The organism is Paraflavitalea sp. CAU 1676 (genome assembly GCF_029223285.1).
In the GTDB taxonomy this organism is placed as follows: Bacteria; Bacteroidota; Bacteroidia; order Chitinophagales; family Chitinophagaceae; genus Paraflavitalea.
This window is the reverse complement of record NZ_JARHUJ010000004.1, coordinates 75,039-99,985: the sequence shown is the minus strand read 5'-3', so window position 1 is coordinate 99,985 and position 24,947 is coordinate 75,039. Positions and strand designations below refer to the sequence as shown.

Annotated in this window: 20 protein-coding genes; 17 read left to right on the top strand and 3 right to left on the bottom strand. The window is 49.2% G+C overall.

The window, feature by feature from the left end:
• Positions 1-15: 15 nt before the first annotated feature.
• The 5 genes from P2H89_RS13430 to P2H89_RS13410 all read left to right on the top strand — a co-directional run bounded on the left by P2H89_RS13430 (position 16) and on the right by P2H89_RS13410 (position 6,347).
• Positions 16-1,398, top strand: a complete 1,383-nt coding sequence (locus tag P2H89_RS13430) for a c-type cytochrome (protein ID WP_275827555.1) — start codon at positions 16-18, stop codon at positions 1,396-1,398.
• 146 nt (positions 1,399-1,544) lie between these two features.
• Entirely contained in the window at positions 1,545-4,085 is a 2,541-nt protein-coding gene (locus P2H89_RS13425) for a ligase-associated DNA damage response DEXH box helicase (protein WP_275827553.1), read from the top strand.
• Between the two features lie 73 nt (positions 4,086-4,158).
• The gene (locus tag P2H89_RS13420) at positions 4,159-4,632 is read left to right on the top strand and encodes a heme-binding domain-containing protein (protein ID WP_275827551.1); all 474 of its coding nucleotides are present in this window, start codon (positions 4,159-4,161) and stop codon (positions 4,630-4,632) included.
• A gap of 142 nt (positions 4,633-4,774) precedes the next feature.
• Complete coding sequence (gene pdeM / locus P2H89_RS13415; RefSeq protein WP_275827549.1) at positions 4,775-5,437, top strand: ligase-associated DNA damage response endonuclease PdeM; 663 nt, start codon at positions 4,775-4,777, stop codon at positions 5,435-5,437.
• A gap of 7 nt (positions 5,438-5,444) precedes the next feature.
• Positions 5,445-6,347 (top strand): histone deacetylase, encoded by a 903-nt coding sequence (locus P2H89_RS13410; RefSeq protein WP_275827547.1) that lies wholly within the window; start codon positions 5,445-5,447, stop codon positions 6,345-6,347.
• Between the two features lie 177 nt (positions 6,348-6,524).
• On the opposite strand, the gene P2H89_RS13405 is transcribed toward P2H89_RS13410, so the two are convergent.
• Positions 6,525-7,277, bottom strand: a complete 753-nt coding sequence (locus P2H89_RS13405; RefSeq protein ID WP_275827545.1) for a LexA family transcriptional regulator — start codon at positions 7,275-7,277, stop codon at positions 6,525-6,527.
• A gap of 380 nt (positions 7,278-7,657) precedes the next feature.
• Between P2H89_RS13405 and P2H89_RS13400 the strand changes: the two genes are divergently transcribed.
• The 12 genes from P2H89_RS13400 to P2H89_RS13345 all read left to right on the top strand — a co-directional run bounded on the left by P2H89_RS13400 (position 7,658) and on the right by P2H89_RS13345 (position 20,314).
• Positions 7,658-8,635: a c-type cytochrome gene (locus P2H89_RS13400; protein ID WP_275827543.1), complete on the top strand. Its 978-nt coding sequence runs from the start codon at positions 7,658-7,660 to the stop codon at positions 8,633-8,635.
• A gap of 508 nt (positions 8,636-9,143) precedes the next feature.
• Complete coding sequence (secA, locus tag P2H89_RS13395) at positions 9,144-12,467, top strand: preprotein translocase subunit SecA (RefSeq protein WP_275827541.1); 3,324 nt, start codon at positions 9,144-9,146, stop codon at positions 12,465-12,467.
• 97 nt (positions 12,468-12,564) lie between these two features.
• Complete coding sequence (locus P2H89_RS13390; RefSeq protein ID WP_275827539.1) at positions 12,565-13,077, top strand: GNAT family N-acetyltransferase; 513 nt, start codon at positions 12,565-12,567, stop codon at positions 13,075-13,077.
• A gap of 23 nt (positions 13,078-13,100) precedes the next feature.
• Entirely contained in the window at positions 13,101-14,057 is a 957-nt protein-coding gene (locus tag P2H89_RS13385; RefSeq protein WP_275827537.1) for a nitrilase family protein, read from the top strand.
• Positions 14,058-14,079: 22 nt separating this feature from the next.
• Positions 14,080-14,655: a hypothetical protein gene (locus P2H89_RS13380; protein WP_275827535.1), complete on the top strand. Its 576-nt coding sequence runs from the start codon at positions 14,080-14,082 to the stop codon at positions 14,653-14,655.
• Positions 14,656-15,165: a dual specificity protein phosphatase family protein gene (locus P2H89_RS13375; RefSeq protein ID WP_345799367.1), complete on the top strand. Its 510-nt coding sequence runs from the start codon at positions 14,656-14,658 to the stop codon at positions 15,163-15,165. It begins immediately after the preceding gene.
• A 78-nt stretch (positions 15,166-15,243) separates the two neighbouring features.
• Positions 15,244-15,981: a BlaB/IND/MUS family subclass B1 metallo-beta-lactamase gene (gene bla / locus P2H89_RS13370; RefSeq protein WP_275827533.1), complete on the top strand. Its 738-nt coding sequence runs from the start codon at positions 15,244-15,246 to the stop codon at positions 15,979-15,981.
• A gap of 101 nt (positions 15,982-16,082) precedes the next feature.
• Complete coding sequence (locus tag P2H89_RS13365; RefSeq protein ID WP_275827531.1) at positions 16,083-17,003, top strand: hypothetical protein; 921 nt, start codon at positions 16,083-16,085, stop codon at positions 17,001-17,003.
• A gap of 265 nt (positions 17,004-17,268) precedes the next feature.
• Positions 17,269-17,883 carry a helix-turn-helix domain-containing protein gene (locus P2H89_RS13360; RefSeq protein ID WP_275827530.1) on the top strand — a complete coding sequence of 205 codons (615 nt, stop codon included), beginning with the start codon at positions 17,269-17,271 and terminating at the stop codon, positions 17,881-17,883.
• 73 nt (positions 17,884-17,956) lie between these two features.
• The gene (locus P2H89_RS13355) at positions 17,957-18,922 is read left to right on the top strand and encodes a hypothetical protein (protein WP_275827528.1); all 966 of its coding nucleotides are present in this window, start codon (positions 17,957-17,959) and stop codon (positions 18,920-18,922) included.
• A gap of 121 nt (positions 18,923-19,043) precedes the next feature.
• A complete protein-coding gene (locus P2H89_RS13350; RefSeq protein WP_275827526.1) occupies positions 19,044-19,778 on the top strand; it encodes a hypothetical protein in 735 nt (244 codons plus the stop codon).
• 95 nt (positions 19,779-19,873) lie between these two features.
• Complete coding sequence (locus tag P2H89_RS13345) at positions 19,874-20,314, top strand: NUDIX domain-containing protein (RefSeq protein WP_275827524.1); 441 nt, start codon at positions 19,874-19,876, stop codon at positions 20,312-20,314.
• Between the two features lie 161 nt (positions 20,315-20,475).
• On the opposite strand, the gene P2H89_RS13340 is transcribed toward P2H89_RS13345, so the two are convergent.
• Both P2H89_RS13340 and P2H89_RS13335 read right to left on the bottom strand, forming a co-directional pair.
• Positions 20,476-21,786, bottom strand: coding sequence for an amidohydrolase family protein (locus P2H89_RS13340; RefSeq protein WP_275827522.1), 1,311 nt, complete (start codon positions 21,784-21,786; stop codon positions 20,476-20,478).
• A gap of 20 nt (positions 21,787-21,806) precedes the next feature.
• Positions 21,807-24,878: an amidohydrolase family protein gene (locus P2H89_RS13335; RefSeq protein ID WP_275827520.1), complete on the bottom strand. Its 3,072-nt coding sequence runs from the start codon at positions 24,876-24,878 to the stop codon at positions 21,807-21,809.
• Positions 24,879-24,947: the final 69 nt, after the last annotated feature.

Below are 24,947 nucleotides of genomic sequence, written 5' to 3'. Positions count from 1 at the left end.
AGAAATACGGGATTCATGAGGAAATATTTCATTTTGTCGCTGTTGATCTTGTGTGGTTTTGTATTTACTGCCTGGATACAGGTTTTTAATGAATACGATCCGGTACCCATTCCACCCAGCGCCCAACGCCTCGGCGGTGATCCGCAAAAAGGATATGAGTACCTCACTACGGGTGACTATGTTAAAGGAGGCGTACCCTACAGCTCCTTCGTGATGGGGCTTGGTAAAGACAAACGCAACCTCCTGCAACGTGACGGGAAAAACGAAAATCTCCCCTTTGCTTACACAGCCGTCACTGCTTCCAATGGCGAAATACTGGTAGCTCCCAATTGCCTGCAATGCCATGCAGAGGTATTCAATGGTGAACTGATCCTTGGACTTGGTAATACGTCGATCGATTTTACCCAGAACGACAAGATGAATATCAAGAATCTCAAAACCCTCGAATCCTGGTTGAAACTGACTGCTCCTAAAAAATACCAGGCGGCCAAATCTTTCATCGAGGTGGCTAAAGCCATCGGTAACAACCTGCAAACCGATGTGCAGGGCGTCAATGCGGCCGACAGGCTGGCAGCATTGCTGGTGGCCCACCGCGATCCGGTCACCTTTAAATGGAACGATACTGCGCAACTCGATATACCCGGTGAAGTGATCCCCACCGATGTGCCCGCCTGGTGGTTGCTGAAGAAGAAGCATGCGATGTTCTACAATGGTTTTGGCCGGGGCGATTTTGGCAAGTTCCTCGGCGCTTCCAATTTGCTTACGGTGGTCGACACCAGTGAGTCGGCGGAAGTCGACTCCCATATGCCCGACCTGTTGGCTTATATCTATTCGCTTCAGCCACCTAAATACCCCGGCCCTATCGATGGCCAACTGGCCACCGCCGGAGAAAAAGTATTCATCAACAACTGCTCCAAATGCCACGGCACCTATGGTGAAGGGGGGCAGTTCCCGAATCTGTTGATACCGGCAGCGGTGATACAAACCGATTCCATGCTGTCAAAAAGCAATTATTCCAATCCACAGTTTGTTGCCTGGTTCAATAAAAGCTGGTTTACCCAGGGTAGCCACCCGGCCAGGCTAGAGCCATTTGATGGCTATCTGGCTCAGCCCCTCGATGGCATCTGGGCCACCGCACCGTACCTGCACAATGGCTCGGTACCTACACTCGAAGCCTTGCTCAACAGCGACCTTCGACCCGCCTACTGGTCGCGCAACTTCGATAAGCCGGAATACAACTATGACCAGCTGGGCTGGGTTTACAAAAAGCAGGAACAACCCGGTAAAAATGTCTACAATACCCACAAAACCGGATACGGCAATTATGGGCATTCTTTTGGTGACCGTTTAACACCTGAAGAAAGAAAGGCCGTGTTGGAATACCTCAAAAAACTGTAGGTAAGCAATTCCCTTTATTAAAACGATCGGAAACAAGTTCGCCATCTGCAATTTCCCTTGCCGGTAAAATCGTCCATCAAACATGGACTGCATCTGCCGCAGGACACGTAAATTGCCGGACCATTCTTCAAAATTCAGTGGGTGTAGTGGAGCTTCGTGAAACCATAGGATATAAGATCGTGCAGCAATGGCTGGCAGCTAAAGGACATCGGCCATTTCCGTTCCAGGAAGAAGCCTGGGATCATATTGTGAATAATCGCAGCGGCCTGGTAAATGCTCCGACCGGCTTTGGCAAGACCTTCTCGGTATTTCTTGGTGCAGTCATCGACTTCATCAACATGCATCCCGGCAATTACCAATCCAAATCAAAGAACGGCCTGCAGTTGTTGTGGCTTACACCACTTCGAGCATTGGGAAAAGATATAGCCCGCGCCATGGAGGAGGTCATTACTGAACTCGGTATGAGCTGGAAGGTAGGTATCCGCAATGGAGATACCGATGTCAACGAACGGCAACGTCAAAAAAGGCAGATGCCCGAGGCGCTTGTCATTACCCCCGAAAGCCTGCATTTGCTGCTGGCGCAAAAAGGTTATGCCGAAGTATTCAAATCACTTAAAATTATAGCTGTCGATGAATGGCATGAACTTATCGGCAGCAAACGTGGTGTACAGGTAGAACTGGCGATCACGCGGATCGTGCATGTGCAGCAAGCCCATTATAACCGTCATTGCAACATTTGGGGCATCAGCGCTACCATTGGTAACCTCGATGAAGCACAGGAAGTTTTATTGGCACCGGTAGGTGGAACGGGAGCTACCGTCAAAGCACAGTTACGCAAGGAAGTAGCAATAGAATCCATCATTCCCGATGAAATAGAGCAATATCCATGGGCCGGCCATTTGGGCATTAAACTGGCGGATAAAGTAATCCCGATCATCGGGAACAGCCGTACTACCCTCATCTTCATCAACACACGAGGCATGAGTGAGCGCTGGTACCAGACCTTGTTGAACATTGCCCCCGAACTGGCAGGTGCCATCGCGTTGCACCATGGCAGCATTGAACAGGAATTACGCCTATGGGTGGAGGAAAATTTGCATACCGGCAAACTGAAGGCCGTTGTATGTACCGCCAGCCTTGACCTGGGAGTTGACTTCCGCCCGGTGGAAACAGTAATACAGGTGGGGTCACCTAAGGGAGTGGCCCGTTTTCTACAAAGGGCCGGCCGATCGGGCCACCAACCGGGCGAGGTAAGTAAGATCTATTTTCTGCCTACCCATTCGTTGGAGCTGGTAGAAGCAGCTGCCCTCAAATCGGCCATAGAGGAAAACTTCATCGAAAGCCGCGATCCTATGCTGCTGTGCTACGACGTGCTGATCCAATTCCTAAGCACCCTCGCTATTTCGGATGGCTTTTCGCCCGACACACTCTACCATGAACTAACCGCCACTTATTGCTACCGCGATCTGTCGCCCGATGACTGGTCTGCCATTCTGCATTTTGTAACGGCCGGTGGCACTGCCCTGCAACAATATGATGATTATAAGAAAATAGAAGTGATCGATGGATTGTTCCGGATCACGAACCGGCGTATCGCGATGCGGCACCGCATGCACATTGGCACCATCGTTAGCGAGTCGATGATGAAAGTAAAGTTTGTAAGCGGCGGATTCATTGGGGTGATCGAAGAATACTTCATTTCGCGCTTGCAGCCCGGCGATGTTTTTACACTCGCAGGGAGGAATCTCGAGCTGGTCATGATCAAGGATATGACGGCACTGGTAAGAAAGTCGAATGCCACCAAGGCCATTGTACCCAGCTGGAATGGTGGCCGGATGCCCTTATCGGCCAACCTCGGAAAAAAATTAAGGGAGAAGTTTACGGAAGCAGAAGCCCTTGTCCGAAATGATACTGTCGGCAACAACGGTTCGCCAACTGCGACAGGGCGTAAAGCTGCTAAAAAAACGCCGGCTACCGATATCGAATTAACCGTATTGAAACCGCTTTTCCAATTGCAGGAATCGCTTTCGCATGTACCCAGAGCAAATGAACTATTGATCGAGCAGATAGAAACCAAAGACGGCTTCCATCTCTTTGTATTTCCGTTCGAGGGGCGACTTGTGCATGAAGCAATGGCAGCCATCCTGGCTTACCGCATCAGTAAGATCACTCCCATCACCTTCTCCTTTGCCATGAACGACTATGGCTTCGAGCTGTTGAGCGATCAGCCCATTCCAGTAGACGATACCAATGTGTACGAACTGTTCAGTCCAGAGGATCTGCTGGCAGATATTCAGCGCAGCGTTAACGCCAGTGAGATGGCCAAACGCAAGTTCAGGGATATCGCTGTTATTGGCGGCCTCATTTTCCAGGGCTTTCCCGGCGAATATAAGAAAGCACGGCACCTGCAGTCATCGGCATCCTTACTGTTCAACGTATTTGCAGAATATGAATCCAATAACCTGTTGATGCGCCAGGCCTACCAGGAGGTATTGGACCAGCAAATGGAAGAAGTAAGGCTGCGCAATATGCTCGAGCGTATTCAGCAATCCACTATCATCCTCACATTTCCCGAACGGCTTACCCCTTTCTGCTTCCCCATCAAGGTAGACAGTATGCGCGAACAACTGACTTCCGAAAAACTGGAAGACCGCGTAAAGAAAATGCAGCTGCAGTTAAGCAAGTAATCCTGCCTGTTCGTGTAAATACTTCCTGCCTTTCTGCGGATTCGTTATTTTAGAGCACCTTAATACCCGCCGCATGAAAAAGAAGATCATCGGTATACTGTTGATCATCCTTATTGGCATCCAGTTCATCCGCCCCGATCGCAATGAATCGGCTGGCATAACAGCCAATGACATCACGCAGCATTATTTCATTCCACCCGACATCACCGAAATACTGGAGCGCGCCTGCTATGATTGTCACAGCAACAACACCCACTATCCCTGGTATACCAACATTCAGCCCGTTGGCTGGTGGATGCAAGATCATGTGGAAGATGGAAAACGGAGCCTCAACTTCAACGAATTTGGAACCTATTCACCGCAAGACCAGGACCATGCCATGGAGGAAGTGATCGAGGTGATCGAAAAACAAGAGATGCCCCTGAACAGTTATTTGTGGATGCACGGCGAAGCCAAACTCACCGACGAAGAGAATCAGGCGTTGATCGATTGGGCGCAGCAATTACAGGCAGAGATCGCTGCTGTGAAGCCCGCCGTGAAGAAATGACCGGTGAGGTTTTCAAAGGCTGCCGGGGTGAGCTTCGCTGCTGTGACATCCACTGTATATGTACACAAAAACATCATCTTTGCAGCCGCAGAAAGCGAAGGCCAGCACATCTTACTACCTTTCCCTAACTTTGCTGTTCTTCATGCAAGTACCCGTAGCACATAAAATATTCGAACATCAATTCTGGCTTTCGCCCGATCGCTGCATCTTCTGGGAAGAAGCCAAAGCCCTGATCGTGTCGGACCTCCATTTTGGCAAATCGGGTCATTTCAGAAAGAACGGCATCCCCATTCCACAAATGGTTTACAAACATGACCTTCAGCGCCTCGTAGGTCAGCTGCAATATTTTCAACCCGAACAGGTGATCGTAGTGGGTGATCTTTTTCACAGCCGGGAGAATAAAGAGCTGGAGCTGTTTAAAAGATGGCGCCATGATTTTGCCGATCTGCCCATCCGGCTCGTGCGGGGTAACCACGATATCCTGCGCGACCAGTGGTACAGGGAGGCTGCTATAGAAGTCATCGAGGAGTCCCTTACTTTACATACCCATTTTAATTTCATCCACGACCTGCTACCCGAGCACATCAACAGTGAGCAGCTGTATAGTTTCTCGGGCCACCTGCATCCCGGCGTACGTATAAGCGGGTTGGGCAAACAATCACTGTCCTTTCCCTGCTTTTATTTCACCCGGTCATTTTGCGTATTGCCGGCATTTGGACAGTTTACCGGCCTGGCTATGATCAACCCGGCTGCCGACGAAAACGTCTTCGCCATCGTCAATAAACAGATCATTCAATTGCAATGAGTTGCCCATGTTGAAGATTGCATTCGATCCCATCTACGCCCATCCCCTGCCCGAAGGCCACCGGTTTCCGATGGTGAAATATGAACTCATTCCAGAACAATTGATCTATGAAGGAAGCATCACCGCGTTGAATTTATTTACACCCGAAGTTTGCCCGGACGAGTTCGTGTTGTGGACGCATGATGCCGCTTACCTGGAGAAGCTGCACCGGCAAACGCTGTCGGCCAAAGAGCAGCGGCATATAGGTTTTCCGCAATCGCCGGCTTTGACTAAACGCGAACTGGTGATCGCGCAGGGTACGATCGACTGCTGTCATTTTGCAATGGAATATGGAGTTGCCATGAATGTGGCAGGTGGCACACACCATGCTTTTGCAGATAGAGGAGAAGGTTTTTGCCTGCTGAACGATTTCGCTGTTGCCGCGAATTATTTATTGCATCGCCAGTTAGCTCAAAAGATACTGATCATCGACCTCGATGTGCACCAGGGTAACGGCACCGCGCGCATCTTCGAAAAAGAGCCGCGCGTATTTACTTTCAGCATGCATGGTGATCACAACTACCCCTTTCATAAAGAACGGAGCGACCTGGATGTTGCCTTAAAGGATGGCACCCACGATGCCATTTATCTGCCACTGCTGGAAAACACCCTTCAAACCCTCATCAACCAACTAAAACCCGACTTTGCTTTCTTCTTGTCGGGCGTCGATATCCTGGATACTGATAAATTCGGAAAATTAAAAGTTTCGATGCCGGGCTGTCGCCGCAGGGATGAGATTGTATTTTCAATGCTTCGTCGTCACAACATACCCTGTACAGTGGCGATGGGTGGAGGTTATTCGCCCCAGGTGAAGACGATCGTCGAGGCGCATTGCAACACGTTCCGGGCTGCATTGGATATTTACGGCTGATAACAGATCGATTGCAGGAGGATATTGCTCACTTACCTGCAACATAATAGCGCACAAAAAAACGCAACGACGAATAACTATATTCCTATAATTACCGGTCGCTGCGTGTTACATGGCATGCGGCTTGTACCTGCGTACTGCCAACCAAATGCCAGTTTTATCCAATAATCCGTCCTGTTAATTCGCTTTCTTTTTCTTCAGTTGGCTCACCTGTTCCTGCAGGTCACTCACCACACTGGCCAGTTGGTTTACATCCCAACGCTGTTGTACGTTAGCCTTACTGATCACCATCGTCGCCTTCCACAACTCGATCACATCTTCTGCATTGATATTGTAGGGTTGATAAGCAACATTGTCACTGATCAGGGTAAACTTATTCCTCGTACGCGTATTCTTCAACACCCTTTTATAGACGATGCCTTCATTACGGCTGATAACGATGTAGGTATTATTGTTCTTCACATCATCTACATCATCCACCTTTTCTCCTACGATCACCGAACCACTGGGCGTTGGCAACATGGAGTCGCCCACAATTTCAAATGCCCTGTAAGATCCGGGAGCGAGCATCGGTAAGGTGAATGTATTGAGTTCGTCCAGGAATTCGGGGTCGGCATATCCGGCGAGATAACCTGCCGCAGCCTTCACCGGCACGAGTTGGATCTCGTTGGAGCCGGTAGACATTTTTTGCGCCCTTCGTTTTGCGAGGTAATTACCTTTTGCGTCACCCAGGTCTTTCAACAACAGTTCATCGAGCGTAAGCTTGAATAACTCACCTACCTGCTCCAGCACCTCGATCCGTGGATCGGCTCTTTCTTCTTCATAAGCGCCTAACAAGGATCTCTTGATGCCCAGTTTGTTGGAAAACTCTTCCTGGGTCCAGCCCCGCAGCTTGCGGAGATATTTAAGGTTTTTACCAGCTATTCCCATAGACTAATAATTTTAGCAGTAAAAATACTAACTATTTTATCATTCCAACAAATAAATTTTGCCAGAAAATCAAACAATTCCCGACGAGCCCGCTAGTCTCCAGCGTGAGCTGCTTGAAGGAATAGGGGCCCCAGTGCGCCTGTCCATCGTCTAATGCTTCGCGGCTTCATACTTAAAACCAGCAACGGCTCGCCATGCAGCTTCTGGTGACCGCGACCTGTTAAGTTTTTCTCTTTCCAATGACGGGGCGCCCGACGGACTACCACAATTCACTACCAGCATTCGACAATCTATCCGCCTCTCTCTTTCTCGCGGGCTGATAAATAACAAGATTTGCCTCTCTAACCTTTCAACATAACCAATTTGAATTTTATAAAGCCATGAAAGTATTTCTGAAGATCCTTAAGTGGACAGGTATTATCATCGTCGTGCTGGTCGTGGGGCTGATCATTACAGTTGCCTGCCGGCAGAACCTGCAATTCGAAGCGCCTTATCCCGATATCAAAGCGTCGACGGATAGCAGTATCATCGCCCGCGGACGGTATATAGCTTATGGTCCGGGCCATTGTACCGATTGTCACCACGATCCCGCTTCAAAGGAACTGATGCTGAAAGGCCAGGAAGTGCCGCTCAGTGGAGGCATGCCTTTTAAATTGCCCATCGCTACTATATACGTAAGGAATATTACACCCGATATGGAAACCGGCATTGGCAAACGTACCGATGCGGAGATTGCCAGGCTGCTACGTTATGGCGTGCGCCCCGATAATACCGCGGTGCTCGACTTCATGCCGTTCCATGATGCTACCGATGAGGATCTTACTGCCATCATTTCATTCCTGCGCAGTCAAAAGCCTGTAAAACATGAAGTGCCTCAACATGAGATATTCACTATGGGCAAGGTGGTGAAAGCATTTATGATCAAACCCGTGGGCCCGTCGATGCCGATCCGGAAGAGTATTCCTCGCGACACTACCGCCAATTACGGTAAGTACATAGCCAACAGCATCGCCAATTGCGTGGGCTGCCACAGCAACCGCGATCCGATGACTGGCGCCATGATCGGCGAACCCTTTGCCGGCGGCATGACGATCGAATCGATCATCGACGCTGAAAAATATTCCCTGCTTACCCCCAACCTTACGCCCGACGCCACTACCGGCAGGCTCGCCGGATGGTCGCAGGAGCAATTCATACAACGATTCCGTCAGGGCCGCATCAACCCGCATAGTCCCATGCCCTGGCCTTCCTACTCGCGCATGAGTGACGATGAACTGAAAGCCTTGTTCAAATACCTGCAAAGCCTGAAGCCCGTAAAGAACGAAGTAAAGTCCGGGGTGATCACCAACCAACATTAAATAGCAAAAGTTATCATTGATAGCCAGGTCAGGAGGCAGCAAAACATTTCCGTTTTGCTGCCTTTTTGCCTTAAATAGCCTCTCATTACCGCCTCCATCATGCAATGCTGGCGCATGAGCCATTACAGTTTGCAGAGATGCTCTCCATCAATGTGATTTCTCAGTCTGCCGGATGAGAAAATCCGTTTCATGACCAGATGCATCAGCAGCGGCCGGAGCGAATGATACATTATTTTTTTTACCGGTCTGTAGAACACCTATAATGAACCCGGTAGGATCAATTTTAGCCTGGGTGAGCGCGAACAGGCATTGTTCTGACTGAATCATCGCTCAATTCGCCCGGTGAAACCATCAATCACTTCACATCACACCTCATTGGCGTGGTCCACTACGCTCGCTTTTCCTTACCTTTGACGTCCTGTCAAATTGGCTCGTTATCAAAGTATAGCATCTTTTTTGACGACAGGAAGGTTCAATAATCTTATAAACACATCAACCAGCTATAATCATGTTAGGTTTCTTATCGAAAATGTTTGGAGGCAGCAAGTCGGAGAAGGATATCAAGAATATCCAACCCATCGTGGCGCAGATCAACAAGCACTTTGCCGCCTTCCAATCCCTGAACAATGACCAGTTAAGGAATAAGACCCAGGAATTCCGCCAGCGGATAAAGACCCACCTGCAAAAGATCGATGAAGATATGGCCTCCCTGAACAAACAGGCCGAAGAGCTCCCCTTTAGCGATATCAACGGCAAGGATGCTATTTATCAAGAGGTTGACAAACTGATCAAGGAGCGCGATAAGCAAATTGAAGAGGTGCTCAAAGAAATTCTTCCCGAAGCCTACGCTACGGTAAAAGAAACCGCCCGTCGCTTCAAGGAAAATACCGAGATCGTTGCTACAGCCACGCAACTCGACCGCGACATGAGTGTAAGAAAAGAATATGTCCGGATAGAAGGCGATAAATCGATATTTAAGAATACCTGGAATGCAGGCGGCGCGCCCATCACCTGGAACATGGTGCATTACGATGTACAGCTTATCGGCGGTACCGTGCTGCACGAAGGCAAGATCTCGGAAATGGCCACCGGTGAAGGTAAAACACTCGTATCTACCCTGCCGGCTTATCTGAACGCGCTCGCCGGACAAGGTGTGCATATCGTAACCGTGAACGACTACCTGGCCAAACGTGACTCTGAATGGAATGGCACCATCTTCGAATGGCTGGGCCTTACCGTTGATTGTATCGACAAACACCAACCCAATAGTGCCGACAGGCGCAAGGCCTACCAGGCCGATATTACCTACGGTACAAACAACGAATTCGGTTTTGACTATCTCCGCGACAACATGGTACACAGTCCGGAAGAAATGGTGCAACGCAAACACCATTTTGCCATGGTGGATGAGGTGGATAGCGTATTGATCGACGACGCCCGTACGCCCCTGATCATCTCGGGTCCGGTGCCCCGTGGCGACGACCAGCAATACCATATCCTGAAAGGCCGCGTAGAGAAGCTGGTAGAGGTACAGAAACAGGTTACCAACAAATACCTGAACGAAGCCAAGAAATTATTTGCCGACGGCGACGATGAACCCAAAGGTGGCGGACTCGCCCTGATGCGTGCTTTCCGTGGCTTACCCAAGAACAGCGCCCTGATCAAGTTCCTCAGCGAACCAGGCGTACGGGTAAAACTTCAGAAATCAGAAAACTACTACCTGGCCGATCAGCAGAAGCAAATGCCAACAGTTGACCAGGAATTGTATTTCCATATCGACGAGAAGAATAACCAGGTGGAGCTTACTGATAAGGGTATCCAGGCGATCACCCGGTCGGGCGAAGATCCCGAATTCTTTGTGCTGCCGGATATCGGCGTTCAATTGGCCGAGATCGAAAAAGAAGAACTGAGCAGCGAAGATAAACTGCAACGCAAGGAAGCGGTACTCAACGATTACACCATCAAGGCCGACCGTATCCATACGGTGCAGCAATTGCTGAAAGCCTATACCCTTTTCGATAAGGATATCGAGTATGTGGTGATGGAAGGACAGGTGAAGATCGTTGACGAACAAACCGGCCGTATCCTCGATGGACGCCGTTACAGCGATGGTTTACACCAGGCTATTGAAGCCAAGGAAAACGTGAAGATCGAAGCGGCTACACAAACCTATGCGACCATCACCTTGCAGAACTACTTCCGGATGTACCACAAACTGGCCGGTATGACCGGTACAGCTGTTACGGAAGCCGGTGAGTTCTGGGATATCTATAAACTGGATGTAGTTACGATCCCAACAAACGTAACAGCCATCCGTAAAGACCAGGAAGACCTGGTGTACAAGACCAAGCGCGAGAAGTACAAGGCGGTGATCGATGAAATTGAAAAGCTGCGTAACGAAGGCCGTCCGGTACTGGTGGGTACTACTTCGGTAGAAGTGAGTGAGTTGTTGAGCAAGATGATGCAGGGTAAAAAGATCCCCCACAACGTTTTGAACGCAAAACAACACGCCCGTGAGGCGCAGGTGGTAGCAGAGGCTGGATTGGCCGGCGCTGTAACCATCGCTACCAACATGGCGGGTCGTGGTACGGATATCAAGCTCGGACCTGGTGTTAAGGAATCAGGCGGTTTGGCCATCATCGGCACAGAACGCCATGAAAGCCGCCGTGTGGACCGCCAGCTTCGTGGCCGTGCAGGTCGTCAGGGCGATCCCGGTACTACCCAGTTTTATGTATCACTGGAAGATGAGTTGATGCGCCTCTTCGGTAGCGAACGTATCGCTTCCATCATGGACCGCTTTGGTTACAAAGAAGGGGAAGTTATCCAGCACAGCATGGTAACGAAGAGCATCGAACGTGCGCAGAAGAAAGTAGAAGAGAACAACTTTGGTATCCGTAAGCGCCTGCTGGAATATGACGACGTCATGAACAAGCAGCGTAATGTGATCTATAAGAAACGTAACCACGCGCTGTTTGGTGACCGCCTCGCACTCGACCTCGATAACGCATTCTATATCGTAGCAGAAAGCCTGATCTCCGGATTCCAGGAGCAGAGCGATTTCGAAGGATTTAAGATGGCAACCATCGTAAACTTTGGTATAGACACATCTATTACAGAAGAAGAGTTCAATAAGGGCAATGCCGGACAACTGGCCGACCGCCTGTATGCAGAGGCTACAACACGCTACCAGCGTAAACTGACTGACGTTCAGCAGCAGGCAGTGCCGGTGTTCAAAAATATCCGTGCAACACAGGGAGCCCATATCGAGAACGTAGTGGTACCATTTACCGACGGTAAAAAGGGAATGCAGGTACTGGCCAATCTGAATAAAACGGTAGAGACAGAAGGCCGTGAACTGACCAATGCCCTGGAGCGCCAGATCACGTTGGCCATCATCGACGATGCCTGGAAAGAGCACCTGCGCGCTATGGACGATCTGAAACAGAGCGTACAAACAGCTTACCTCGAGCAGAAAGATCCGCTGGTGATCTATAAGATCACGGCTTTCGACCTGTTCAAGCGGATGGATAGCGATGTGAACAAAGACATTATCAGCTTCCTCAGCCATGCCAATATCCCCGTGGAGCAACAAAATCCACAACAGATCCGGGAAGGGCACGAAGAGAAGACCGATATGAGTCGTATGCAGGCCAATAAGGAAGAAGTAGATCGCCGGGGCGATGACTATGCGGCCAACGAGAACGACTACCTCGATCCTTCTACTCAGGTAAAACAAGAGCCTGTGCGCGTAGGACCTAAAGTGGGCCGCAATGACCTTTGTCCTTGTGGCAGCGGCAAAAAGTTCAAGAACTGCCACGGCAAAGACGCCTAAGTACAACTGTAAATAATATCTTAAAGCATCCACATTCGTGGGTGCTTTTTTGTTGGAGGTAGCGGCAATTGCAGTGAAATCGGCTACCTTCACTGCGATGATCCGCATTGAAAAATATGACGAGTTAAGCGAAGGCACCCGCCTGCAACTCCATCAGGCTATTCATGCAGAGTTTGGTCATATCCCTATAGTGCAGGAAACGAGCTGGGCAACTCCCCACTGGACCATCCTGTACATGGAAGACGAAAGGATACTTTCGTTTTACAATATCATCGAGCGAAACATATTGATTGATGGCGTTCCCTGCAAGGCAGGCGGCATCAATAACGTCATCACACCACCCGAGTACCGGAGAAAAGGTTACGCAACACGCTTATTGAACAACACACGCCATTTCCTGTTTACCGACCTGCGATGCGGGCAAGGGCTCTTGTTATGTGCCGATGCGATGATCCCCTATTACAACCAATTGGGATGGTATGCGGTAAACAGTGAAGTATATTTCGACCAACCCCAGGGACGCCGTTTATGGGCAGCCAATACGATGTTGCTTAGTCCGGGCACACCAATAACACCAGCTTCAATCGATTTGCAGGGTCTGCCCTGGTAATGGGTTGAGAAAAAAAGTTAATTATGAACAATCTCAAAATAGCTACCGCCCAGTTCGAAAACAAAAGCGGCGATAAAGCATACAATCTTTCCATCATAGATCAGCTGGCTGGCAAAGCAGCAGCTCAGGGCGCACAGGTGATCGCGTTTCATGAGTGCTCCATCACCGGTTATACCTTCGCCCGCCAACTCTCTAAAGAGCAAATGCTGGCCATTGCAGAATTGATACCGGAGGGTGATAGTATCCGTCAACTGCAAAACATAGCGATCAAATACGATATCACGATACTGGCCGGACTGTTTGAAAAAGACGACCAGGACTATCTCTACAAAGCCTACGTGTGCGTGGATAAAAATGGATTGGTCGCTAAATACCGGAAACTACATCCTTTCATCAACCCGCATCTTACACCCGGCGATCAATACTGCGTGTTTGACTTGCATGGCTGGAAATGCGGTATCCTAATTTGCTACGACAACAATGTGATCGAGAACGTAAGGGCCACCACCCTGCTCGGAGCCCAGGTGATCTTCATGCCGCATGTAACGATGTGTACACCCTCTACCCGTCCGGGAGCTGGCTTCGTAGACCCAACCCTTTGGGAAAACCGGGAAGCAGACCCTACCTCCTTGCGCCTTGAATTTGATGGAATGAAAGGGCGCGACTGGCTGATGAAGTGGCTGCCCGCACGCGCTTATGACAATGCCATCTATACGGTCTTCTCCAACCCCATTGGTATGGACGACGACCAACTAAAGAATGGGTGCTCCATGATCCTCGATCCTTTTGGAGATATCATCGCAGAATGCCGCACCCTCGGCGATGATTTCGTAACTGCTACCCTTACCCCCGAAAAACTCAGGCAGGCAGGTGGCTACCGATACCTCAAAGCCCGCCGCCCCGACCTGTACCGCGACATCATCGGACAAGAACATACGCCCGAGCAGAAGGTGGTTTGGCTAACCGATAAAAAGCAATAACTTGTAGCGCATACAAACTGGTATGCAATACTCCATCAGGAAAGAATTACTGGAGCATCGGTATATGGCAGGCTACGGCCGGCTGGACTGCTGTTCAATGTTCACCGTTTCGTCGCAGGATAAGGTGATTGGTAAATTCTTTCATAGTGATACTGTTTCATTTATTGGGTTTGGGGAATGCGATATCAGGATTGAGTACATTTATAGATTCCTGCGGAGCAAGCAGTACCCGATCATTGATCAAACGACCAATCAAACCATTGGCCGATACGACCGGAAAGAGAAAACAAGCGAATGGACTCCTTATGGGAAACTATTCCTGGGCGATCAGGTTTACAAGGCTGGTAAAATCAACGAAGGAGTATCGTTGTTCGATAAGCAGATCAAGGTGCTCACTATCCAAGTGGGCAATCCTACCCAATGGGTCAATTATTCAGTGCAAATTCGTAAACCAAAATATTGGTTTATTCAAACACTCACTCACTCAAGGGTGGCGTTCGAGGGGGAGATTGAACTCACAGGCCATCAGAACTTAATGCTACTCTTTGCCAGTATTTTCCTTCTTCAACAAGCTTTGGAATTTGAGGACTGGGACTAAATGATCACATTAAAAATATTCATGCATTCCAAAGTATACTGGCTTCACCAAACTTCGAATCAAGCCCGGATAGGCATTATGGCACGCCCCAGGGGAGAAGAATGGTTGCAAGGTGAAATAGCAAACCTTGCAAAACAAGGTATTGGTGTTATGGTTTCCTTATTAGAATCTCACGAAATACGTGAGCTGGGGCTTAGCAGGCAGCCAGACCTTTGTGCTCAGTACGATATTCAATTCATCAACTATCCAATACCCGATAGAAATATTCCTGCCCACTCCGGTAAAGTGAGGGATCTGGTGACCTCCTTACAGCAATCGCTCGGCAACGGAAAAACCATCGTCATTCATTGCCGCATGGGCATTGGACGCTCGTCTATTATCGCAGGATGCCTGTTGCTTCACCTCGGCCTCCCGTTCAACAACCTGATCGAACACGTCAGCAAAGCCCGCGGACTTAAAGTACCAGACACGGAAGAACAAATCAACTGGCTAAAAAAATGGAACCCATAATTTTCGATCTGGCATATTATTCGCCGGGTGTGCAGGTGCTCGTCTGAAAAAAGAACCAGTTAATCATACATAATCGCCATGAAACACTTCAGCCTGCTACTCGCCGTTCTTGTAACCACCATGTTTGCCTCCGCGCAGTCGCCCAAATTAAAGATTACGCACCTGACCGGCAATATCTACGTGTATACCACCTACAACCTATACCAGAACACACCTGTACCTTCCAACAGCGCCTACCTGGTCACGGACAATGGCGTTGTATTATTCGATACACCCTGGGATACTACCCAGTTCCAGCCACTGCTCGACTCTATCGAGGCTAAGCATCATCAACCCGTTGTACGTTCCATTTCTACCCACTTCCATGAAGACCGCACCGGCGGCATCGACTTCCTGAAATCAAAGGGTATCAGTACCTGGTCGTCGCAACAAACGCTGGTTCTTTGCAAAGAGAAGGGAGAACCGCAGGCGGCGCATCAATTTGCCGGCGATACAACCTTCAGGATCGGCAGTCAGCAGATCAACATCTTCTATCCTGGCCCCGGCCATGCACCGGACAATATTGTGATCTGGCTGCCGAAAGACAAAGTGTTGTATGGGGGCTGCTTTGTAAAAAGCACCGAAGCCACCAGCCTCGGCAATCTCTCCGACGCCAACGTAGACGTATGGCCGTCTTCCATTCACAAGGTCATGAAGAAATTCCCAACGCCCGCCTACATCATTCCCGGCCACGATGGCTGGGCCGATAAAAGATCCCTGCAACATACCCTGCAATTACTCAAGCGATACAATGCCTCCAAAAAGGCCGTGCATTAGCCCCTTTTTGCCGGCTTGACCGGTTTGGTGTAACTTGAGAAGCCATTACCAGTAGTTTTTCAATGGCAGCAGCAGTTCATAAATCAGCCGGGACTTTACCCATGAAAAATGCTTTTCACCATGCTGTGATCCGCTTCATCTTTTTCGGTAATTACTTTTATGGTATTTGTGCAGTTGCGCTTTCTATCGAAGCCAGCCTGCAACAACTATATCCGTTGAACGACTGGCTGTACTATCTACTGGTTTTCTGCGCCACCATTCTCTATTACACCAAAGCCTATATTACTGAGGTCACCGTTGAGACCACCAACAAAAGGACCAATTGGTATATCCAATTCAGGAAATGGGTATTTATTTCCCAGATTATGCTAACGGTGATCGTAGCGACAGGCGGCGGTTACCTCGCGTACAGGTATTGGCATCACCTCCTGCAGCAACCGCTATCCAGCTGGCTCCTGATCTTCATTTTCCCGGTCACAGCACTGCTGTACTACGGATTCAATCACCATAAGTTCGGGCGGTTTAGTCTCCGCAATTCGGGTTGGCTCAAACCTTTTGTCATTGGTTTTGCGTGGGCTGGCCTGGTCACCGTTTATCCCTTGCTATTTTCCTGCATGGAGCGCGGCGTCGATTTTCAACCCACCTTGGTGGGTGCCTGGTTCTTCATCAAGAACTTCATGTTCATCACCGTGCTGTGTATCATGTTCGATATTAAGGACTATGCCGTCGACTACAACCGGCAGTTGAAGACCTTTGTGGTAAATGCAGGCCTGCGCAAAACGATCTTTTATATCATTATTCCTTTATGCGTGGTTGGGCTGGCTTCTTTTATCCTGTTTGCCCTGGCCCTCCGCTTCCACCCGATGAAGATCGTGATCAACATCATTCCTTTCGTTACACTGATCTGGGTGGCCTGGTCCATGCACCAACGGAAATCGATCCTTTATTACCTATTTATCATCGACGGACTCATGCTCGTGAAAGCGCTTTGTGGCAGCCTGGCTATGCTGCTTTTTAGGTAATTCTTATCCTGAGCAGCCGGAAATTGCATTCCGGCGTCGGCTTCCTCATTTTAAAACTTCGCAATCAGCCCGTATTTAAATCATTAACAGCTAATTTATTACAGCGTATTTTCCACAATTTGCATAAGTAAGAACCCGTAATGGACTGCACAATATTTCCGGCATTCAGGTTCTCCGTTTATCTTTGTTGTTGCTACCCCTAAGTTTTACGAAGCCGGTGGCACCGGCTTTGCTTAAGGAGTACCCTAATGATAGTTCTACAAGTATGAGTCTTGGACACAAAGTAGTAAGCGCCAGAAAGAGTAAAGGCCTTACGCAGGAACAACTGGCAGAGAGAGCAACGATCACCGTACGCACCATTCAACGCATTGAAAGTGATGAAAGCATACCCCGTGATTACACCCTCAAGGCCATAGCATCGGCCCTCAATATGCCCTTCGAAGAATTTATTCCCGTAAGGTCATGCCTCAGAAATATTAATCTTTCCAGCCATTTACAAGATCATCAACCCATTCGCCGGGATGAGAACTGCCATTTTCTCCAACTGCTTAATCTCTCAGCCTTCGCCTACCTGGTTGTTCCATTCATTCATTTCCTGATTCCAATTCTGTTACTTAAAAAGAGGAAAGAAAAAGACGATACCCTGCAAACTACCGGTCAGCGTATCATTCGTCAGCAGATCTACTGGACTGTTTGCACGCATTTCTTACTATTCCTGACCCTCGTATACAACCTCATTCAAGCAACCTGGTTCGACAAAAGCAACCTGCTGAATTATATCTGGATCTTCGCCGCCATGTATATTCTCAATGCCCTCATCATTGGCACTACCGCTTTGAAGATCAGGAATTACAACCGAGCATCTTATATAAGAGGCTGATTCACAGAGAATGTCGGGTAAATGTCGGGGCAATGACGGTACGCCCGGCTAAACATGCAGATACCTTTGCTGCATGAAAAAACTACTCATTACCGTTTTCTCCTGTCTTTTGGGCCTCACAGCTCAGGTAGTCGCACAAGCACCGCTGCCGAATCAGCTACTACTACCTTCCGGCCATTATACCCTTCCCCTCCATTGGAAAGGTGATTCGCTCAACGACCGCTGGGAGCCACAAGCCGCTCTGTTGATTCCGGTTACTTTACCCTGCAGCAAGCGGAAACTGTTCATGCAATTTGATACAGGATCGCCCAGTACCATTTTCTACAGACAGGCCCTGCAGGCTTTTTATCCACGTTACACTCCGTCGGCTACCTCCGTCAGTAGCAACGACAGCTTAACGAACTTTCAATTCAAGGCTGGCCCGATGTCCGTCAAAGCCTCAAAAATTGCTGTCATAGACTTCGAAGAGAAGAACAGTAATCCAGGTGGCAACTTATTGCCCATTATCGGCACCATCGGGACCGACCTGCTCGACAATAAGGTTGTCATACTTGATTATCCCCGTAAACAATTGGTTATTACCGACAAGCTGCCTGCTCAATTCAGCCAACAAGCATCGGCCCAATTCATTTATGCCATGCGTCGTATTTTGCTTCCGGCCACCATCGATGGCCGCCAATCGATGCTTTATTTTGATTCAGGCTCCAGCGCCTTCGAACTGCTCACAGATAAAGCCACCTGTTACCGGCTAGCCAGTGATACCACCGCCATATCCGGATACCCTGTACAGTCCTGGGGTAAAACACTCACTGCCCATTCCCTGCCGTCCACCGATAGCATCACGATGGCCTCCCGGTCACTTCCGCTGCGCACCATTACCTGGATAGAAGGTGCCAGTACAAACCAGGTAAATCAAATGATGCGCATGGGTATTGGCGGCATGACAGGGAATAAGCTCTTTATGAACCATGTCCTGATTTTGGATATTACTAAGAAACAATTCTCTTTGGTTAATGGCAATGAGGTGGGAAACCGGTAATTGTCATTCCTTCAACATCAATAATTGCATTTACACCCCACCAATTGAACATTTGAATCAGTTCATTGAGATTTGTAAGGTTGGGAAAGGTATTTTGGTGAAGGCAAATTCCTAAATAACCATGACCAACAAATCAATATACCTCCTCCCTTCCTTTCTGTTACTGGCCATTTCGACACTCGCCTTTAAAAGGGACACCTTTGAAATAAAAAAAATACACCAATCAATCGGCCCTGCAACCCGGAAATATATTCAGTACACAGAAACAGGAGCAGGAACGATCAATTTCAATGCCTTATTAACCCGTTCCATTGAAAAAACTATTTATAACGGTAAAGAAGCATGGTTGATCATCCAACAGTATCAAACAGCAAAAGCGATCGACAGAGACTCCAGCTACTGCGATCTATACACCCTGCGTCCCCTTGCCTATTTTACGGACATACAATCGGAATTGCACCAGGAACAGGTATTGTTCCGGGGAAACAGTATAGACAATAAGATAATCTTTAAGGATAGCACCAAACAAACCATGCAAGCCGACAACGGGTTCTATAATGGAGTTATGACCGATGAATTGATTGCAGCTTTACCGCTTGAACAAAATAAACAATTCATCCTGAAAACGGTAAATCCCGGGCTTCGTTATTTCGAATACGTCACAACGGTATTTGTCGAGGATAAGGAGTTGATTTCTTTGTCTGCCGCGGGACCGGTTTGGTGTTGGCGTGTTCGCGTTACTACCGGTAATACTTTCACTTTGCAGTGGTATACCGTAAAAGGGCACGAGCAGGTGAAAAAGAAATATTCGATGAAGAATGGGAATACCTTTATCAGAGTAGCCGTGAGTGGCTGATTGTACCTTGCCGGCCGAAGACGATCAGGCTTTACAAAGAACCGGTTAGGGAAGATAGACGAAAAGAGAAGTACCTTTACCCAAACAGGTTGCCGATGAATAACAAACAGGAAATTTTGCCGGCCGTAGCCGCCATCATCTTCAATCAACAGGGGGAAGTGCTGCTGCAAAGACGCAAAGATGTGAACCAATGGGGACTGATATCCGGCCATGTGGAATTTGGAGAAAGCATCACCGATGCTATCCTGCGTGAGGTGCGGGAAGAAACGGATAACGAAGGCTCAATTAGCCGGTTCATCGGCATCTATTCGGCCCCGGCTTCGCAAACCTATTATTACAACAACCGCACCGTTCAATATGTCACTTCGTATTTTGAGGTGAACCTGCGGGGCGCTATCGCACCAGGCTTCTTCAATGAAGAAACGGCCGAACTCAGGTATTTCGCACCCGATGCATTGCCCGAAACAATGGCCCAGGTAAACCAATACTGGTTGCAGGACGCCCTCGACAGGAAAGCGGGTCCCTTCATGCGGTAATATCCCAGGCTATTGAAGCAGTCAGCAGCACATAGTCATGCTGCTGCTTTGCACAAAGGGCTGCTCCGGCTCAAACTCCAGTTAACGAGCCCACGGTCAATAAATAAACAAAACGGTCCCGCCAATTGGCGGGACCGCTGTTATGGGGGAACGGATCACCGTTATTTCAGCCCGTATTTGTATTTATACCTCTCGTACAGTTGCTTGTGCTTGTCGGTGAGGTTGATCTCCCGGCCCTGAATGAAGGCATTGAGGATAACATTGCTGCGCATGTCGAGCAGATCGCCGTCGCAAACCAGCAGGTTGGCGTCTTTGCCACTTTCGAGCGAGCCTGTTTTATCGGACACGCCCAGGATCTTTGCTGCATTCAATGATACAGCTGCCAGCGCTTCTTCTTTAGTAAGACCATAAGCAGCAGCGGTACCGGCATTGAAGGCGAGGTTACGCTGACGGGTGTTGCCATCATCATCATTGATCGAAAACAATACACCGGCCTTCTGCAAGGCAGCAGGTGTTTTGTAGGGCTGATCCACATCATCGTCTACCATTGTAGGCAAGCTGTGCATCTGCTGCAGGATCACTGCAATATTGTTCGCCTTCAGAAGGTCGGCGATCTGGTAGCTTTCGGAACCGCCCACGATCACCACGTCGAAACCAAACTCTTTCGCGAAGTCGATGGCAATGAGCATCTCCTTAACGATATCGCAATGCACATACAGCTTTTGCTTTTTCGTAAACAATCCTTTCACGGCCTCACACCTCGTGTTGGTCTCTTCATGGCTGGCTTCCTGGCAGTATGCCTTTGCTTCGCGGAAGAAAACCTTTACGCTCTCGATCTGTTCCAAAGCTCGTTTAATAGGATCACCGGCAGGCTGCTGACCGCCAAAGCGACCAAATCCACCACGGCCACCACCACGCAACAGCAGGGAGGGCACATTGAAGTGAATACCATTATCTGCCAGGTAAGTCGCATCTTCCCAGTTCCACGCGTCCAGTTGCACTACCGATGAGCTGCCCGAAAGCACACCACCCTGCGGTACGATATTCGCCAGGAGGATGCCATTGTTACGAAGGGTATTCGTCACTTTCGAATCGGTGTTATAAGCCACCAGCGAACGGATATTGGTGTTCATATCTCCCAGTTCGGAGGCATCTGAAGTAGCACGCACGCTGCCCACTTCTACCAGACCCACGTTGGAGGTTGAAAGGATCAGTCCGGGATAGATATGTTTGCCTTTGCAGTCGATCACTTTAGCGTCGGCCACGACAGCCGTTGGCTTTACATCGATGATCTTTCCTTTGGAGAAAACCACCATGCCATTTTCAATCACCTGACCGTTGCCCACGTGTACGGTGGCATTGGTGAGCGCGATGGTTTGTGTTTGAGCGGGAGCAGGATAAACCGTTTCCTGTGCAGCAACACGCGCTACTACCCAGCTGCTCATTAATATCGTGAAAAATATTCTTTTCATAAATCAGATTCGTTTGTAGGTTATTGTTTTTCGTTGAGCAGTTCGGCTTCCTCTTCTGTGATCGATAGCAAGCCATGGCTGTGCAGGTGATCCATACAGGCCTGGATCACTTCAAAGCGGGGTCTTGGACGGCCAAAGCCACCAGCGGGTGCACCACCTGCTGCAGGCGTGCGTTTGGCAGCAGCCAGCTTCTGGATCAAACGGGTCCTTTCGGCCTGGATCTGCGCACGCAGTTCCTTGTCTTTCTCGCGGTCGAAATAAACAGTACCGTCTACGATCGTTTTCTCAGCTACTGCATATATGCTCAACGGATTATTGCTCCACAACACCAGGTCGGCGTCCTTACCCACCTTGATGCTGCCTACTTTATCATCTACATGTAACATCTTCGCAGGATTGATGGTAACCATCCTCAACGCTTCCTCTTCTGTAACGCCACCGTATTTCACGATCTTACCAGCTTCCTGGTTGAGGCGGCGCGCCATTTCAGCATCGTCAGAATTGATCGCCACATTCAACCCCACGCGCTGCATGATCGCGGCATTGTAAGGGATAGCGTCAACCACTTCCATTTTGTATTGCCACCAGTCGCTGAAAGTAGAGGCGTTAACACCATGCTCTTTCATTTTATCGGCTACTTTGTACCCTTCGAGAATGTGGGTGAGGGTATTGATCCTGAAACCATATCGCTCGGCAACACGCAAGGCAGCCGTGATCTCACTCTGCACATAAGAGTGCATGGTGATGAAGCGCTTCTTGTTCATGATCTCAACCAGCGCATCCAGTTCCAGGTCGCGGCGTACACCCGGCTTCTTCGCTTTGATAGCCGCCTCGTAGTCTTTAGCGCGCTGGAAGGCATCGTTGAGCACCTGCTCAACACCCATCCGCGTATCGGGGAAACGGTTGTTGGCATTGGATCCGCTGCGCTTTACATTTTCGCCCAAGGCAAATTTGATAAAGGGATCCGAACCTTTGAACTTCAGGTCTTCGTCGTTGGCTCCCCAACGCAATTTGATCAGCTGGGTTTGGCCACCGATGGTATTGGCAGATCCGTGCAGGATATGGGATGTAGTAACACCACCGCTCAACTGGCGATAGATATTGATATCTTCCGGATTCAGGTTGTCCGAAATACGTACTTCGGAAGTGACGCTCTGCGCGCCTTCATTGATAGAGGCGGCAGCGATATGAGAGTGCTCGTCGATGATACCGGCTGTGAGGTGTTTACCGGTTCCGTCGATTACCCTGGCGCCGGTAGCAGCAAGGTTCTTTCCGATCTTTGAGATCTTGCCAGCTACTACCAGTACATCGGTACCTTCCAGTTTGCCGTCTTTTTCGCTGGTCCATACGGTAGCATTCTTAATGAGAATGGTTTCTTGCTTGGCCACCTCTTCGGTTCCATAAGCGAGGAAGGGGAAGGTTACTTTACCGAGTTGCAACGGCTGCTTTGGTCTTGCACTATCGGCTTTGGCTACTGCTGCTTTTTCGAAGGTAGCCGTCCAGGTAAACTTATTCCCGGCGCCATCACGTCCCACTCCATTCCATACCTGCGCGCTGGCTACGCCGCTCATCACCGTTTCTGTAGCACGGGGGCCACGACCTTCGGTAAAGCTCAGCTTCACCATCTTGCCGTCATATGAATATTTGCCGGTCAGCGTATCCTGCGCAACGAAAACCGCAGTACCGCCATCCTTCAAATCAACCGACCATGACTTGCTGCCACTGGTCGTGTTCGCGACCAGTTTGTAAGTACCCTTCACATCAAACCAGGCTTCCTCCTTTACACCGTATTTGTGGCCCTGTACCCAGTTTTGGTACACCACGGTTTTCTCCTGGAAGATAGGACCTGAAGTAATGAGGAAGTTGGCCAGTTTGCCGGCATCGAGGCTGCCCGCTTTATCAGATACCCCCAGGAGAGTGGCAGGTGTTTTGGTCAGCGCTTCCAATGCTTTGGATTCGCTGAGACCATATTCGATCGCTTTGCGCAGGTTGGCGAGGAAGTCGCCTACATTGGCCAGATCGGAGGTAGTAAGACAGAATGCGATATTGGCTTTTTCAAAAGCAGCAGGGTTGGAGGGAGCCAGTTCCCAATGCTTCATGTCATCAAGCCCTGTAAAACGAACGTCGTTCGGATCTTCAACATCCATGGCCGTTGGATAATTCAGCGGCAGGATGAAAGCTGCTTTGGTATCGGCCATTTCTTTGATACGCTGGTATTCGTTGCCACCTGCCTTGATGATGTATTGTACACCAAACTCATCCCCTACGCGATCGGCACGCAGAACATTCCACTTGTCGTTGGCTTCCATGATCTGGGGCAGCGACTGGTTATCGTTCCAGTTTTTGAGGGTGAGGTTGGCTCCTTCTTTAGAAGGCGCTCCTTTGTACCAGGAGGCATCGATGTACGACTGACGCAACAGCGCAATAACGCCCATCATGGATCCGGGGTAGCTTTGTGTAGAAACCCCTTTATTCAGTGAATAGTGCGCAGAGGCTTTTTCCTTCAGCAATACGAGGTTCTCTTTTTCATTGGCGAGGGTTACGATCACACCGGTGCCCCGTGCAATACCATCTTTTTGGTGGGTGAGCACGGTACCAAAACCAATATCACGCAGGGTCTTTGCTTTAGCCTCGTCGGTATTGAAGAGTTTAGCACCTTCTACATCCGAACGAATGGCCTGGTTCCAGCCGAAAGCGCCTTTCTGGTTGGAGGTGAGCTGGGCGGGTTGGTTGAAATTGAAACCTGTGAACGTGCGCGTGGGCCCCGTAATACCGTAATCGGAATAGGCGTCGATAAAAGAGGGGTAAATGAACTTCCCGTTACAATCCACCACAACAGCATCTTTAGGCGCTGCGATATTGGTACCCACTGAAACGATCTTACCATCCCTGATCACCAGTGTAGCATTGGTGAGGGTGGTTTGGGCATCTTTAACAATCGTTGCGTTGGTAAAAGCGTAGTAGCCATTTTTGGGATCCGCCACGCCGTTCACCGGGAACGTGGACTGGGCCAGTGTAGAAACTTTTAATGCAAGTAACAGCCCCATCAGGGAAAGTGCTTTCCCTGGCTGTCGAAGCCTGAGTTTTCTCATATGCTGTGGTTGGTTTTTAATCTGTGCGAAAGGTCCAATTTAGCCAAATGGTGTAATTTAGACCACATA

Excerpts from the sequence above, each read along its gene's own strand:
- pdeM (WP_275827549.1), top strand. The coding sequence starts at position 4,775 with ATGCAAGTACCCGTAGCACATAAAATATTCGAACATCAATTCTGGCTT.
- P2H89_RS13400 (WP_275827543.1), top strand. The coding sequence starts at position 7,658 with ATGAAAGTATTTCTGAAGATCCTTAAGTGGACAGGTATTATCATCGTC.
- P2H89_RS13355 (WP_275827528.1), top strand. The coding sequence starts at position 17,957 with ATGAAAAAACTACTCATTACCGTTTTCTCCTGTCTTTTGGGCCTCACA.
- P2H89_RS13385 (WP_275827537.1), top strand. The coding sequence starts at position 13,101 with ATGAACAATCTCAAAATAGCTACCGCCCAGTTCGAAAACAAAAGCGGC.
- P2H89_RS13420 (WP_275827551.1), top strand. The coding sequence starts at position 4,159 with ATGAAAAAGAAGATCATCGGTATACTGTTGATCATCCTTATTGGCATC.
- bla (WP_275827533.1), top strand. The coding sequence starts at position 15,244 with ATGAAACACTTCAGCCTGCTACTCGCCGTTCTTGTAACCACCATGTTT.
- P2H89_RS13360 (WP_275827530.1), top strand. The coding sequence starts at position 17,269 with ATGAGTCTTGGACACAAAGTAGTAAGCGCCAGAAAGAGTAAAGGCCTT.
- P2H89_RS13365 (WP_275827531.1), top strand. The coding sequence starts at position 16,083 with ATGAAAAATGCTTTTCACCATGCTGTGATCCGCTTCATCTTTTTCGGT.
- P2H89_RS13335 (WP_275827520.1), bottom strand. The coding sequence starts at position 24,878 with ATGAGAAAACTCAGGCTTCGACAGCCAGGGAAAGCACTTTCCCTGATG.
- P2H89_RS13350 (WP_275827526.1), top strand. The coding sequence starts at position 19,044 with ATGACCAACAAATCAATATACCTCCTCCCTTCCTTTCTGTTACTGGCC.
- secA (WP_275827541.1), top strand. The coding sequence starts at position 9,144 with ATGTTAGGTTTCTTATCGAAAATGTTTGGAGGCAGCAAGTCGGAGAAG.
- P2H89_RS13430 (WP_275827555.1), top strand. The coding sequence starts at position 16 with ATGAGGAAATATTTCATTTTGTCGCTGTTGATCTTGTGTGGTTTTGTA.
- P2H89_RS13340 (WP_275827522.1), bottom strand. The coding sequence starts at position 21,786 with ATGAAAAGAATATTTTTCACGATATTAATGAGCAGCTGGGTAGTAGCG.
- P2H89_RS13410 (WP_275827547.1), top strand. The coding sequence starts at position 5,445 with ATGTTGAAGATTGCATTCGATCCCATCTACGCCCATCCCCTGCCCGAA.
- P2H89_RS13345 (WP_275827524.1), top strand. The coding sequence starts at position 19,874 with ATGAATAACAAACAGGAAATTTTGCCGGCCGTAGCCGCCATCATCTTC.
- P2H89_RS13375 (WP_345799367.1), top strand. The coding sequence starts at position 14,656 with ATGATCACATTAAAAATATTCATGCATTCCAAAGTATACTGGCTTCAC.
- P2H89_RS13380 (WP_275827535.1), top strand. The coding sequence starts at position 14,080 with ATGCAATACTCCATCAGGAAAGAATTACTGGAGCATCGGTATATGGCA.
- P2H89_RS13405 (WP_275827545.1), bottom strand. The coding sequence starts at position 7,277 with ATGGGAATAGCTGGTAAAAACCTTAAATATCTCCGCAAGCTGCGGGGC.
- P2H89_RS13390 (WP_275827539.1), top strand. The coding sequence starts at position 12,565 with ATGATCCGCATTGAAAAATATGACGAGTTAAGCGAAGGCACCCGCCTG.